Source organism: Xanthomonas sp. LMG 12461, assembly GCF_009192935.1.
Classification (GTDB): domain Bacteria; phylum Pseudomonadota; class Gammaproteobacteria; order Xanthomonadales; family Xanthomonadaceae; genus Xanthomonas_A; species Xanthomonas_A sontii.
In genome coordinates, this window is record NZ_NQYT01000008.1 from 41,984 (window position 1) to 55,869 (window position 13,886).

The 13,886-nt window shown below is 70.9% G+C and carries 13 protein-coding genes; 3 read left to right on the forward strand and 10 right to left on the reverse strand.

Annotated elements, in window-relative coordinates; translation table 11 throughout:
* Positions 1-135: 135 nt before the first annotated feature.
* A complete protein-coding gene (locus tag CEK68_RS02240) occupies positions 136-543 on the reverse strand; it encodes an RNA-binding S4 domain-containing protein (protein WP_043092749.1) in 408 nt (135 codons plus the stop codon).
* Between the two features lie 518 nt (positions 544-1,061).
* Between CEK68_RS02240 and CEK68_RS02245 the strand changes: the two genes are divergently transcribed.
* Positions 1,062-2,522, forward strand: coding sequence for an MATE family efflux transporter (locus tag CEK68_RS02245; protein WP_152238407.1), 1,461 nt, complete (start codon positions 1,062-1,064; stop codon positions 2,520-2,522).
* 298 nt (positions 2,523-2,820) lie between these two features.
* Here CEK68_RS02245 and rplS read toward each other — a convergent pair whose 3' ends face one another.
* The 8 genes from rplS to ffh form a co-directional block, all read right to left on the reverse strand.
* Entirely contained in the window at positions 2,821-3,237 is a 417-nt protein-coding gene (gene rplS, locus CEK68_RS02250) for a 50S ribosomal protein L19 (RefSeq protein ID WP_010342237.1), read from the reverse strand.
* Between the two features lie 131 nt (positions 3,238-3,368).
* Complete coding sequence (trmD, locus tag CEK68_RS02255; protein WP_152238408.1) at positions 3,369-4,151, reverse strand: tRNA (guanosine(37)-N1)-methyltransferase TrmD; 783 nt, start codon at positions 4,149-4,151, stop codon at positions 3,369-3,371.
* Positions 4,152-4,224: 73 nt separating this feature from the next.
* A complete protein-coding gene (gene rimM / locus CEK68_RS02260) occupies positions 4,225-4,737 on the reverse strand; it encodes a ribosome maturation factor RimM (RefSeq protein ID WP_017907937.1) in 513 nt (170 codons plus the stop codon).
* Positions 4,738-4,780: 43 nt separating this feature from the next.
* Positions 4,781-5,041 carry a 30S ribosomal protein S16 gene (rpsP, locus tag CEK68_RS02265; RefSeq protein WP_010342240.1) on the reverse strand — a complete coding sequence of 87 codons (261 nt, stop codon included), beginning with the start codon at positions 5,039-5,041 and terminating at the stop codon, positions 4,781-4,783.
* A 174-nt stretch (positions 5,042-5,215) separates the two neighbouring features.
* Complete coding sequence (locus tag CEK68_RS02270; protein WP_152238409.1) at positions 5,216-6,016, reverse strand: aminotransferase class IV; 801 nt, start codon at positions 6,014-6,016, stop codon at positions 5,216-5,218.
* Positions 6,013-7,077: a nitronate monooxygenase gene (locus CEK68_RS02275; RefSeq protein ID WP_152238432.1), complete on the reverse strand. Its 1,065-nt coding sequence runs from the start codon at positions 7,075-7,077 to the stop codon at positions 6,013-6,015. The genes CEK68_RS02270 and CEK68_RS02275 overlap by 4 nt, the downstream gene beginning before the upstream one ends.
* 79 nt (positions 7,078-7,156) lie before the next feature.
* Positions 7,157-8,431 (reverse strand): hypothetical protein, encoded by a 1,275-nt coding sequence (locus CEK68_RS02280; protein WP_152238410.1) that lies wholly within the window; start codon positions 8,429-8,431, stop codon positions 7,157-7,159.
* Positions 8,432-8,453: 22 nt separating this feature from the next.
* Positions 8,454-9,833, reverse strand: a complete 1,380-nt coding sequence (gene ffh / locus CEK68_RS02285; RefSeq protein ID WP_152238411.1) for a signal recognition particle protein — start codon at positions 9,831-9,833, stop codon at positions 8,454-8,456.
* A 105-nt stretch (positions 9,834-9,938) separates the two neighbouring features.
* On the opposite strand from ffh, the gene ccsA reads away from it, so the two are divergent.
* A complete protein-coding gene (ccsA, locus tag CEK68_RS02290) occupies positions 9,939-10,733 on the forward strand; it encodes a cytochrome c biogenesis protein CcsA (protein ID WP_017913516.1) in 795 nt (264 codons plus the stop codon).
* A gap of 96 nt (positions 10,734-10,829) precedes the next feature.
* Here the strand turns inward: ccsA and CEK68_RS02295 are convergent, their stop codons facing one another.
* Entirely contained in the window at positions 10,830-11,894 is a 1,065-nt protein-coding gene (locus CEK68_RS02295; protein WP_193314079.1) for an aldose epimerase family protein, read from the reverse strand.
* A 377-nt stretch (positions 11,895-12,271) separates the two neighbouring features.
* On the opposite strand from CEK68_RS02295, the gene CEK68_RS02300 reads away from it, so the two are divergent.
* Positions 12,272-13,861: an alpha-L-arabinofuranosidase C-terminal domain-containing protein gene (locus tag CEK68_RS02300; RefSeq protein WP_226977736.1), complete on the forward strand. Its 1,590-nt coding sequence runs from the start codon at positions 12,272-12,274 to the stop codon at positions 13,859-13,861.
* Positions 13,862-13,886 lie beyond the last annotated feature (25 nt).

The window sequence follows — 13,886 nt, forward strand, 5'->3', positions numbered from 1 at the left end:
CTTCAGCCGCGACCGCAGCACGCTAACCGCGTCGTGGCATCCATCGACGCGAACGGCCGGCAGGTCCACAGGCCATCCTCGGGCGGATATCGAGACAGTGTCGCCTGAGGAACACACGGCATCCATCGCGTTCGGCTACAGCGCGTCCAGATCCCCCAGCGCGCGGATCAGCCGCCGCGCGCGCTTGTCCGGCTTGCCCTCCGGCGCCTGGTAGCCGTTGCGCTCGGCGCTGCGCTGCGCGCGCAACTGCGCGCGGCGCTCGCGCGAGGCCTCGCTCTCCAGGTACAGGGTCTGCGCCACGCTGGCCGGGCCGCGGGTGTCGCTGAGCCCCAGCACCTGGATCTCGAACACCTCGTCGCCGCGCTGCACGCGCACCTGCTCGCCCACGCGCACCGCGCGCGAGGATTTCGGCCGCTGCCCGGCCACGTCCACCTTGCCGGTCTCCACCGCCTGCTTGGCCAGGCTGCGGGTCTTGAAGAAGCGCGCGGCCCACAGCCAGACATCCAGGCGCACCGCGGCAGCTTGTACGACAGATTCATTCATTGCGTTGCTCGACATCCACTCGCGTTGGGGATTGCAGGCCGTCGAAAGGCGACGCCGGATCGGACACCATCGTGCCGCCCGAGGGCATGCGCGGCGCACACGTCTCTCCGCACAGATGGCGATGCGATCGCACCAATGCAAGCACCGCGCCGCAGGAGCTCACCTTTCCGGGATGAATGGGTTGGCAGGGAGCGAGCGCCCTCGAGGCAGGCGCCCCGGAGGACGGCTCGCCCAGGTTTCATGTCCCATGCAGGTGCTGGCTTCGCCCCCTACTCGGCACCAAGCACATGACCCGAGCCGTGCCGAACGCAGTTCCATCCTCGCCGCAGCGCACCACCGCGACTCGGATAGGACCGGCCACCCCCGTGAGGGCGCATGCCACCCGCCATGGGGTGGCGCAGGTCCGCTCCCCCACCCGCCTGCTGCACAAAAACGCTGCGCAGACCCAGATCCGCCCATCGCCCCGCCGACATCCGTCGATGCTAGTGTGGCCGGCTTACGCTCGCTCCCGACCCGCGATGACCAAGCCCGCTGCGCTCACCGAAGGCCCGATCGGCCGCCAGTTGCTGCTGTTCTCGCTGCCGATCCTGGCCGGCAACATCGCGCAATCGCTCAACGGCTCGGTCAATGCCGTGTGGATCGGCCGCTATCTCGGCGAAGCGGCGCTCACCGCCGCGGCCAACGCCAACAGCATCATGTTCTTCCTGATCGGTTCGGTGTTCGGCATCGGCATGGCCGCCACCATCCTGATCGGCCAGGCGATGGGCCGCGGCGACGTGGCCCAGGCGCGGCGGGTGATGGGCACCAGCGCCACCTTCTTCATCGGCATCTCGGTGCTGATCGCCGCCGGCGGCTGGTGGCTGGCGCGGCACCTGCTGGCGGCGATGGGCACGCCGGCGGCTTCGCTGCCGCTGGCCGAGGCCTATCTGCGGGTGATCTTCCTGGCGATGCCGCTGCTGTACACCTTCGCGTTCCTGTCGGCGGCGCTGCGCGGCACCGGCGATTCGCGCACGCCGTTCCGCTTCCTGCTGCTGTCGGTGGTGCTGGACATCGGCTTCAACCCGCTGCTGCTGTTCGGGCTGGGGCCGTTCCCCAAGCTGGGCATCGCCGGGGCGGCCTGGGCCACGCTGATCGCGCAGGCGGTGTCGCTGACCGGGTTGCTGCTGTACCTGCGGCACAAGCGCCACGTGCTGTGGCTGGGCCGCCGCGACGCGCGGCTGTTCCGGCTCGACCTGCCGATCCTGCGTGCGCTGATCGTCAAGGGCGTGCCGATGGGCCTGCAGATGGTGCTGATCTCGCTGGCGATGATCGTGATGATCTCGCTGGTCAACGGCTATGGCACCGCCACCTCCGCGGCCTACGGCGCGGCGCTGCAGCTGTGGGCCTACCTGCAGATGCCGGCGATGGCGATCGGCGCGGCCTGCTCGTCGATGGCCGCGCAGAACGTCGGCGCGCAGCGCTGGGACCGGGTCGCGGCGACCGCGCGCAAGGGCGTGCTGTTCAACTTCCTGCTGACCGGCGCGCTGATCGCGCCGCTGATCCTGTTCGACCGCTGGACCCTGGCGCTGTTCCTGCCGCCGCACAGCGCGGCGCTGGAGATCGCGCGCCACCTCAACCACATCGCGGTGTGGTCGTTCCTGTTCTTCGGCGTCACCTTCGTCATCTCCGGCGTGGTCCGCGCCACCGGTGCGGTGGTCCCGCCGCTGCTGATCCTGGCGCTGTCGCTCTGGGGCATCCGCGTGCCGTTCGCGCAGTTGCTGCAGCCGCAGCTGGGCGTGGATGCGGTGTGGTGGAGCTTCCCGACCAGCACCACCTGCGCGATGCTGCTGTCGCTGGCGTATTACCGCTGGGGCAACTGGCGCACCGCGCGGATGCTGGCGCCGTCGCGGCCGGAGACCGTGGCGCATCCGGCGGAAGTGCCGGCGCAGCCGCCGGCACCGGTCGCCGACGTGGCGGTGGCGCAGGATCCGGCGCGCTAAAAGCTGCGCTCGCGTCTCGATCCACAGGCGCCCTTGTCTGTGCGGGAGTCGACTGTCATGCAACCGCAGCGATCGAAGCCCAAAGCCGTCCGACACCGTCACGCGTCGGGACTGAAGTCCCTCCCACAAGGGCGCCAAGCCCCTGTGGGACACGGCTGAAACTCCTGCCACAAAAACGGCCAGACCCGCCATCGCGGACATGACGGCTCCGCTCCCGCGCGGCGCGATCCAAACCCCACAAACGCAAACGGCCGCCCGAAGGCGGCCGTTGCGGCAGCGACCGAGGGTCGCCGGAAGATTACTCGGCCTTGGCGGCGGCAGCAGCGGCCTGGCGCGCGACCTTGGCCTGCGCAGCGGCGGCCAGATCTTCCTTGATGCGGGCGGCCTTGCCTTCCAGGCCACGCAGGTAGTACAGCTTGCCGGCGCGGACCTTGCCGCGGCGCTTCACTTCGACCGAGTCGATGGTGGCGCTGTGGGTCTGGAACACGCGCTCGACGCCGTAGCCGTGCGAGATCTTGCGCACGGTGAACGAGGAGTTCAGGCCGGCGTTCTTGGTGCCGATCACCACGCCTTCGTAGGCCTGCACGCGCTCGCGGTTGCCTTCCTTCACCTTGACGTTGACGACGACGGTGTCGCCCTGGTTGAACTCCGGCAGCTTGCGCTGGATCTGGGCGGCTTCGAAGTCGGCCAGGATGGTCTTGTTGAGCTTGCTCATGGTGGGCACCGCTTGTGTCTGGTGAGGTGGTCCGGCAGTCGCCGCACGGCGATTGCGCGATATCGGATGGGCCAAGCACGGAACGCACTGGCCGGAAAGCCGGGCATTTTAACCCAGCCCGGCGGCAATGGCTAGGGCCTGGATGGATTTTCCTGTTCGGCGGCCTGCGCCGCCTCCCGCTCCTGGCGGAATTCCTGCAGCAGGCGCCGGTCGGCCGCGCTCAGCGTCGCCTCGTCCAGCAGTTCCGGACGCCGCAGCCAGGTCCGCCCCAGCGCCTGCATGCGCCGCCAGCGCGCGATCGCGGCGTGGTTGCCGGAGCGCAGCACCGCCGGCACCTCGCCCAGCGCGTGTTCGCGCGGATGGGTGTAGTGCGGGCAGTCGAGCAGGCCGTCCGGGCCCTCGAAACTGTCCTGGGCCGCGGATTCGGCGTCGTTCAGCGCCCCCTCCTGCAGCCGGGTGACCGCGTCCACCAGCACCGCCGCGGCCAGTTCGCCGCCGGACAGCACGTAGTCGCCGATCGAGATTTCCTCGTCCACCGCGGCGGCGACGAAACGCTCGTCCACGCCCTCGTAGCGCCCGCACAGCAGCAGCAGCCGCGGCAGCGCGGCCAGTTCGCGGGCCTTGGCCTGGGTCAGCGGCCGGCCTTGGGGGCTCAGGTAGATCAGCGGCGCCGGCTGCGGATCGGCCGCGCGCACCGCCTCCAGGCAGGCCTGCAGCGGCTCGATCATCATCACCATGCCCGGGCCGCCGCCGAACGGGCGGTCGTCGACCTTGCGGTAGCCGCCGCTGGCGTAGTCGCGCGGGTTCCAGCCGTGCAGGTCCAGCAGCGCGCGCTCCTGCGCCCGCCCGACCACACCGAACCCGGCGCACTGGGCGACGAACTCGGGGAACAGGCTGATGACGTCGATGCGCATGAGGCTGGGAATGGGGAGCCGGGAATGGGGAATGGGAAAGGCAAACGCCAAAGCGGCCGCATGGCCGCTTCGCTCAGAACTCGGGGTCCCAGTCGACCACGACCAGGTTGGCCTCGAAATCCACCGACTTGATGTAGTCCGGCTGCACGAACGGCACCAGCCGTTCGCGGTCGCCGCGCACCACCAGCACGTCGTTGGCGCCGGTGGAGAACAGGTGCGACACCTGCCCCAGCGCCACGCCGTCGACGGTGCGCACGTCCAGGCCTTCCAGGTCCACCCAGTAGTACTCGTCCGGGCGCGGCGGCGGCAGGCTGCTGCGCGCCACATAGATCTCGGTGCCGCGCAGGGCCTCGACCGCGTCGCGGTCGGTGACCTCGGGCAGCGTGGCGATCAGGTACTTGCCGGACTCGCGGCCGCGCACGCCGCTGAGGCTGCTCTCGCTGCCGTCGGGCTTGCGCACGATCCAGGGCTGATAACGGAAAATGGCGAGGCGCGGCTCGGTCCAGGACTCGAGCTTGGCCTCGCCACGGATGCCGAACGCGCCGAGGACCCGACCGAGCAGGATGCGGCGCTGGCTGTCTTTCATTGGGGCAAACGCGAGGGCCGCGCGCTGGGCGCGGCCCGCGGAATCAGGCCGCGGCGGCCTGGTTCTTGGTGGCTTCCTTGTACAGGTTGCGCACCTTGTCGGTCAGCTGCGCGCCATTGGACACCCAATGGTCGACGCGGGCCAGGTCCAGCACCACGCGCGGCTCGGCGCCCTGGGCGACCGGGTTGTAGTAACCGACGCGTTCGATGTTGCGGCCGTCGCGCGCGCTGCGCACGTCGGTGACGATGATGTGGTAGAAGGGGCGCTTCTTGGCGCCGCCACGGGTAAGGCGGATCTTGACCATGGTGAGTTTCCGGTGTTGCCCAGTCGCCAGGATGGCGCGGTGAACCGACGATTATAGCGGCCGGCCCCGGCTCTGCCAAGTCTGGGCAGTGGCTTGCGGCCGCGGGATTGGGGATTCGAGATTGGGGATTCGCCAGGAGCGGCAGCCATGCCACGATGGCCGTCCACGGAGTGCTCAGATCGCCTGCCAGGGCTGGGTGTGCAACGCCGCCTCCAGCATGGCCAATAGATCCGCGGCCGGGCGCAACGTGCGCCCGTCCACTGCCGCCACCGCCTGCTGGCCGCGGGCGTTGCAGGTGAAGGCGGCCACGTCCGGCCCGAGTTCGTGGAGCGACAGCGGCCGCACCTCCTGCGCTACGCCCAGCGCGGCGAGTCCGGCCTGCAGCAACCGCTCCTGGGTGCCGCGCAGCGCCGGTGCCTGCGGCCAGTGCAGGCAGGCGCCGTCCCACAGTCCCAGGTTCCAGGCTGGCCCTTCGGCCACCTGCCCCTGCGCGTCGACGAACAGCGCGTCGTCGCTGCCGGCCTGCAGCGCAAGGCGGCGCTGGTGGAAGGCGCCGAAGGTGCCGACGTGCTTGATGTGGGGCGTCTCCCGGGCAAATACGCCACTGCGCAGCCGCAGCGGCGCCACCTCGGCCTGTGCCGGTGGCGCCAGTGACACCAGCAGCTCCACAGCGCAATCGGCATCGGCCCGGCGCAACGTGAATGCCGGCGAGAACACGGTGACGCGGAGCGAGGCGTCGCCCCTGCCGAAGGCGGCCAGCGCCGCGCGTAGCTCGGCGCGCACGCGCTCATGCGGCAAGACACTCCCGAACAGCGCCGCGTTGGCCTGCTGCAAGCGCTGCAGATGCAGATCGAACCCGCGCACGGCACCGTCGCGGACCTGCATGGTGCTGAAATGCCCGTAATTCACCAGCGCGGCCGCGGCCAGCAGCTCGGCGTCCACCGACTGCCCGTGATGGAAGACCTGCGCGCTCACAGTAGGGCCTGCGCCTGCGTCCACCAGCGTTCAACCAATGTCGCGGCGGGCTCGGCCTGGGCCATCCACGCCGACTGCCCGGCCCAGGCCTGCATCGCCGCCAGGCGGCCGGCGCGCTGTGCGGCCTGGCGCATCGGCGCAGTCAGGCCACGCTGCACCGGGTACGGCCGCGGCGGCGGCGCCTCCGCGGCAGCGGCGGCGCGCACGTAGTCGGTGGCCAGCGCGCGGCCCAGGCGGCCGGAAAAGGCGCGGGTCAACGTGGTCTGCTCGGGTTCGACCTGGGCCAGCGCATCCGCCCAGGCCGGTGCCAGCGCCGCCTCCGGGGTGCGCAGCAGGGCGGTGCCGATCTGCACCGCGCTCGCGCCCAGGGTCAGCGCGGCGGCGATGCCGCGGCCGTCGCCGATGCCACCGGCGGCGATCACCGGGATCTGCAGCTGGTCGGCCAGGCGCGGCAGCAGCGCGAACAGCCCGGTCAACTGCCGCTCGGCGCTGCCGGCCTCGAAGGCCCCGCGATGGCCGCCTGCCTCCGCCCCCTGCGCGACCACCGCATCGGCCCCGGCGGCCTGCGCAGCCAGCGCCTCTTCCAAGGTGGTGGCGCAGGCGAACCAGGCGATCCCGGCCTGCTGCAGGCGCTGCACCTGGTCCGGCCGGAACAGGCCCATGATCGACGAGGCCACTGCCGGCCGCGCCGCGAGCAGGGCCTCGAACTGGGCATCGAAATCGGCCGGCGCCGCATCGCCGGCGGCGGCGTCGACCGGCGGGCCCCAGGCCGCGAGAAAGGCACGCACCTCGGCCTCGGCGGCAGCATCGCGCGCGGGCAACGGATCCGGCACCCACAGATTGACCTGCGCCGGCCCGCCGCCAACGGCGCGGAACGCATCCATCCACGCCACGATGTCCTGCGGCGCCGACAGCACCGCGCCCATCGCCCCCATGCCGCCAGCCGCGGCGACCGCGGCCGACAGCGGCACCGGGCAGGCACCGGCCATCGGGCTGAGCAGGATCGGCAGGCTCAGGCCGAAGCGCTGCCGAAAGGCGTCCACGCGCGCCAGGCGCTGCATCATGCGTGCTCCGCGATTCCAGGAACGGCCATGGTAGCCGCGCCGCCTTCCGGCCGCCGTGCCAGAGATGCGAGGACGCTCACGGCAGCGGCACCGGCAAACATTGCCGGTCCCGATCGCCGACCCACACCTGCTGCAGGGAAAAAGCGCGCAACCGTGACGGGCACTGGACGAAGGCACCCCACAGCCGCAGATCGACGAACGTCTCGACAGCACGATCGCGCCACGCCGCCGGACCGAACAACCGCAGCTCCAGGCAATACAGCCCATCGACCGGACACACCACCTCCACGCACGTCGGCGTCGCCGCGGACGGACGCAAGGCCATCAGCTGCGGCCCGTGCCACAGCGCGAACAGCCCCAGTTCGCCGTCGGTCGGACGGCCGCCGCCGGGTACCGGCAGTGGCTGACCGAACAGGCCGGATGTCCACACCGCCTCCAGCACTAGGACGTCGCCCTGGCTCAGCTGCACAAAGTGACGATGCACGACCACGTTATCCGTGGGATCCGCCACCGCGGTGTCCGGCGCTCCATGCACGTCCCAGGCCCGCTCGGCGCCGGCGAACAGCAACACGGCCGCGGCCGGCACGCGCGCCACGCAACGCGGCGGCAACTGCGCCAGCGGCCATGCGTCACGCGCTGATGCCTCGACAACGGCGAGGCTACCATCGGGGCGCTGCGCATACGCCAACGGCGTGCCGCGCAGCGGCTGCATCGGCAGCGCCAGCCGCTCCGGTTCCGGCACGCGCCGCCACAGCGCCACCGTGCCGGGCACCTGCAGCTCGGCCTGGCCGATACCGATCGAGTACACGCCGGTGCGCACGATCGGCACGACGCACTCGGCATCGGCCGCCACATCCAGCCACTGCGCCTGGGTCGCGCCCGGCGCCAGCAGGTCGCAGCGCCACTGCGCGGGGCCGTCGGCGGCGGGATGGAAGGCGAGCACCAGCGCATCGCCGGCGTACAGCACCAGCTCGGAGGTGGTGCAGATGCCCTGGCGCGGGAAGCGCTCCTCCGGGAACGGGACGATGTCCTCGAGATGGCGGCGCCATTGGCGCGGACCGGACGGCCGCGCGCGCATCGCCGCAGGTGGGATGACGGGCTGCGCTGGCGGCGGCAGCCGCGCCGGCGCGGGCGTGGCGCCGGCCTCGCCAATGGCGGGGCCCAGGGACGCCGCCGCGGTACCGCCGGCCGTGCGTCGCGCCATCGCGTGATCGATCGCTGCGACGACCAGCACCACCAGCACCCAGTACACCAGCGTCGCCGGCAGCACCGCCCAGCCGGAGGCCGAGTGCAGCGCCAGGGCCAGCGCCAGGGCCAGGCGCAGCACGCGCGTGCCGACGGACACGCTCACCGCACGCGCCGTGGCCGCGGGCTCAGCGGAACGGCAGGCCGCCGCGGCCGCCCATGCCGCCGAGCATGCCCTTCATGCCGCGCATCAGGCCCTTCATGCCGCCGCCGGCCATCTTGCTCATCATCTTTTCCATCTGCTGATACTGCTTCATCAGCTTGTTGACGTCGGCCGGCTGGGTACCGGAGCCGCGGGCGATGCGCGCGCGGCGCGAGCCGTTGAGCAGGCCCGGGTTGCGCCGCTCCTTCTTGGTCATCGAGCCGATGATGGCGATCATCCGCGGCACGTCCTTGTTGCCGGCGACCTGCTGCTTGAGGTGCTCGGGGATCTGACCCATGCCCGGCAGCTTGTCCATCAGCCCGGACAGGCCGCCCATGTTCTGCATCTGCTCGAGCTGGTCGCGCATGTCGTTGAGGTCGAACTTCTTGCCCTTGGCGACCTTCTCGGCCAGCTTCTGCGCCTTGTCCTTGTCGACCTGGTGCTCGACCTGCTCGACCAGCGACAACACGTCGCCCATGTCGAGGATGCGGCTGGCCAGGCGGTCGGGATGGAACACGTCCAGGCCGTCCGGCTTCTCGCCGACGCCGATGAACTTGATCGGCTTGCCGGTGATGTAGCGCACGCTCAGCGCCGCGCCGCCGCGGGCGTCGCCGTCGGTCTTGGTCAGCACCACGCCGGTCAGCGGCAGCGCCTCGCTGAACGCCTTGGCGGTATTGGCCGCGTCCTGGCCGGTCATCGCGTCGACCACGAACAGGGTCTCGACCGGGGTGATCGCCGCGTGCAGCGCCTTGATCTCCTCCATCATCGCCGCGTCGATGGCCAGGCGGCCGGCGGTATCCACCAGCAGCACGTCGACGAAGGACTTGCGCGCGTCGGCGATGGCGGCACGGACGATGTCCACCGGCTTCTGCGAGGCCTCGGACGGGAAGAACAGCACCCCGACCTGCTCGGCCAGGGTCTTGAGCTGCTCGATCGCGGCCGGGCGGTACACGTCGGCCGACACCACCATCACCTTCTTCTTGCGCTTTTCCTTCAGGTGCTTGGCCAGCTTGCCGACCGTAGTGGTCTTGCCCGCGCCCTGCAGGCCGGCCATCAGCACGATCGCCGGCGCCGGCACATTGAGGTTGAGGTCGCTGGCGGCCGAGCCCATCACCGCGGTCAGCTCGTCGCGCACGACCTTGATCAGCGCCTGGCCCGGGGTCAGGCTCTTGAGCACTTCCTGGCCGACCGCGCGCACCTTGATGCGTTCGATCAGCGCCTGCACCACCGGCAGGGCGACGTCGGCCTCGAGCAGCGCGATGCGCACTTCGCGGGTGGCTTCGCGGATGTTCTCCTCGGTCAGGCGACCGCGGCCGCGCAGGCGCTGCATGGTGCCGGAGAGGCGTTGGGTGAGGGATTCGAACATGCGGGCGGGTCGCGGACGGGAAACGGCCGTCGATTATAGCCGGGCGCGCCGGCGATCCCCGGCGGCGCCGTCACGGCGGCTGGCCCGATATGCGAAACTGGCGCGATGCTCATCACCGTCCTCGCCACCCTGCTGTACCTGGCCGCCACCGGCCTGCTGATCGCCGCGGTGGTGCGCGACCGGGTGGACCGCAGCCGCGCCTGGCTGTGGCCGGCGCTGCCGGCGGTGGCGCTGCACGCGGGCTATCACGTGCAGGTGGCCCTGCACACCGCCGGCGGCCCGGACATGCACTTCTTCGCCGCGCTGTCGCTGGTCAGCCTGGGCATGGCGCTGATGACCGCCCTGGTCGGCGCCAGCGGGCGCATGGCCGCGCTGGGCGTGGTGGTGTTCCCGCTGTCGGCGGCGCTGCTGCTGGCCTACCACGGCTACGGCCACGAGCCGGCGCCGGTGCTGGACTGGCGGCTGCAGTTGCACGCCTGGCTGGCGCTGCTGGCCTACGCCACGCTGGGCATCGCCGCCCTGCTGGCGGTGATGCTGTGGCTGCAGGAACGCGCGCTGCGACGCCGCGACTTCCATCCCTGGCTGCGCGCGTTGCCGCCGCTGACCGCGCTGGAAACGCTGCTGTTCCGCACCATCGTGGTCGGCTTCATCCTGCTGACCCTGACCCTGCTGACCGGGGTGCTGTTCGTGCAGGATTTCCTGGCGCAGCGGCTGGTGCACAAGACCGTGCTCAGCGTGCTGTCGTGGATCGTGTTCGGCGCGCTGCTGTTCGGCCGCTGGCGCTACGGCTGGCGCGGGGTCAAGGCGGTGCACTGGACCCTGGCGGCAATGGTGCTCCTGCTGCTGTCGTTCTTCGGCAGCAAGTTCGTGATCGAACTGGTGCTGGGGCACGCGCAGTAGCGGCCCCGTCTTCCCGTAGAAGCGGCTTCAGCCGCGACGGGTGACACCGGGAAAGGCCCGGTCGCGGCTTCAGACACGCCTGCGACGTCCCACGCCTCAACCGCCGCCCTGCTCCGCCAACGCCGCCTCCACCGCCGCCCAGTCGGCGCCGCGGCCGACCTCGGCGAAGCGATAGTCGATGCGGTGCCGATAGACCTGGCCGGGACGCAGGATGCAATCGGGAAAGCCCGGCTGGTTCGGCGCGTCCGGATAGCCCTGCGGCTCCAGGCAGATACCGCGGCCCAGCGCCGGATGCTGCCGGTCCAGGCCCTGGCCTTCGTACAGCTGCACGGCCGGCATCGGGCTGGCGATGCGCATGGCCACGCCGCTGTGCGGCGAATACAGCAGCGCGGTGCAGTCGTGGCCGTCGGCCAGCACCAGGCAGTGGTCGTAGCCGGCGCTGAGCGAGAGCTGCGGATCGGCGGCGATGTCCTTGTCGGCGATGGCACGCGCCTGGCGGAAATCGAACGGCGTGCCGGCCACCGTGGCGACCTCGCCGCGCGGCAGCAGCGCCGCATCGCGCACCGGCAGGTAACGGTCGGCCGGCACCCGCAGCCACTGTGCCGCGGCCGGCACCGCGGCATCGCCGGCCAGGTTGAAATAGGGATGGTGGGTGAGATTGAGCGGGGTCGGCGCATCGGTCTGCGCGACGAACTCGACGCTCAGGCAACGGTCTTCGACGCGGTAGGTCGCCTCCACCGACAGGTTGCCCGGATAGCCCTCCTCGCCGGCCGGCGAGTCGTAGCGCAACTGCAGCATGCGCTCGGTCTGCGCCGACACCGTCCACACCCGGCGGCCGAAGCCCAGCGCGCCGCCGTGCAGATGGTTGGCGCCCTCGTTGGCGGTGACCGCGTAGTGCCGGCCATCGACGGTGAAGGCCGACCCGGCGATGCGGTTGCCGAAGCGCCCGACCAGCACGCCCAGGTAGGCCGGGTCCTGCAGGTAGTCCTGCAGCGTCGGCAGCCCCAGCACCAGTTCGGTCTCGCCGTGCGTGCCCTGCAGGCGCAGGCTGCGCAGCAGGCCGCCATAGGTCAGCACTTCGGCGCGCAGGCCGTCGCCGCTGTCCAGGACCATGCGCTGGATGGCGGTACCGTCGGGAAGATGACCGAAGAGCGAGGACATGCAGGAGCCTTGGAAGTCGGTGCGCATGCGCGGGGTCCGCAGCATAACCAGCGATGGCGCGACACGGCCATCGCCGCGCGAGCGCCGACAGCGCGCTGTGCGATACCGCGCACGTTCTGGCAACACACCGCGTGCGGCGCCGTGCCGCGCATTGCAATTCCGATATGGCGGCCTCGCATTTGGGCATTGGTTCGCCCTCCACGTGTCTTCTATGCTCGGGAGCGGGGCACACCGGGGACAGGCGCGGAAGCGATCGTGCCGGGGGGTGCGCGCCCCGAATGCGGCAGCGCCTGGGCTTCATGGCCAAGGCCGCGCGCTGGCCGTCACTCCCACGCGACGCTGGCGACGGCGCCGCCCTACCCGACAAGGAGCTCCCGATGCGTTCGCCCCGTTTCCTGCAGCAGCGTGCGGCACACTGGCGACGGTTGCCGCTGATCGCCGCGACGCTCGGCCTGGCGCTGGCCGCCACACTGGCGCAGGCCGCCGACGTCGAGGTGCGCGGCACGCTGCGTGCCGACCGCCCTGGCGCCGCGGTGTCGCGCCACCTGTTCGGACAGTTCGCCGAGCATCTGGGCAACGGCATCTACGGCGGCGTCTGGGTCGGCCCGGACTCGAAGATCCCCAACACCCGCGGCTACCGCAACGACGTGGTCGCCGCGCTGAAGGCGCTGGATGTCCCCGACATCCGCTGGCCCGGCGGCTGCTTCGCCGACGAATACCACTGGCGCGACGGCATCGGTCCGCGCAGCCAGCGCCCGACCAGCGTCAATACCCACTGGGGCGGCGTGGAGGAACCCAACAGCTTCGGTACCCACGAGTTCATGGACCTCACCGAACTGCTCGGCACGCAGGCCTACGTGGCCGGCAACGTCGGCGACGCGGCGCCGGACGAGATGGCGCAGTGGGTGGAGTACATGACCGCGCCCACGCGCTCGACCCTGGCCGAACAGCGCCGCCGCAACGGCCGCCAGGCGCCGTGGAAGGTGCCGTTCTTCGGCGTCGGTAACGAACTGTGGGGCTGCGGCGGCAACATGCGCGCCGAGTACGCCGCCGACGTGTTCCGCCGCTACCAGACCTTCGTCAAGGCGCCGGCCGACCAGAAGATCCTCAAGATCGCGCCCGGCCCGAACGAAGACGACTACCACTGGACCGAGGTGATGATGCGCGAGGCCAGCAAGTTCATGGACGGCCTGAGCCTGCACTACTACACCGTGCCCGGCGGCTGGCCGCCGCGCGCCTCCTCCACCAGCTTCGACGAGGCGGCGTGGATCGAAACGCTGTCGCGCACGCTGCGGATGGACGAGTTGATCAGCAAGCACAGCGCGATCATGGACAAGTACGACCCGGACAGGAAGGTCGCGCTGGTGGTCGACGAATGGGGCACCTGGTACAAGGGCCTGCCCGACGTGAACCCGGGTTTCCTGCACCAGCAGAACACCTTGCGCGATGCGCTGGTGGCGTCGCTCAACCTGGACATCTTCGTCCAGCATGCCGACCGCGTGCGCATGGCCAACATCGCGCAGATGGTCAACGTGCTGCAGGCGATGATCCTCACCGACGGCGACAGGATGCTGCTGACGCCGACCTACCACGTCTTCATGCTGTACAAGCCGTACCAGGACGCGACCGCGCTGCCGCTGCAGATCACGACGCCGGACTATCGGCATGCCGGCTACACGGTGCCGGCGGTGCACGGCTCGGCGGTGCGGGCCAAGGACGGGCACGTGTACGTGGCGCTGACCAATCTGGACCCGAACCGCAGCGCCGACGTCGCGGTGCAGCTTGATGGGGTGCAGGCGCGCGGCGTCGACGGGCAGATCCTGACCGCACCGACCATCGACGCGCTCAACACCTTCGCCCAGCCGCAGGCGGTACGCCCGGCCGCCTTCGCCGGCGCGCGCGTGCAGGGCGACACGCTGCAGGTGGCGCTGCCGGCCAAGGCGATCGTGATGCTGAAGCTGCAGTAGCCCCAGGCCCTTGCCGCGCTCCTAG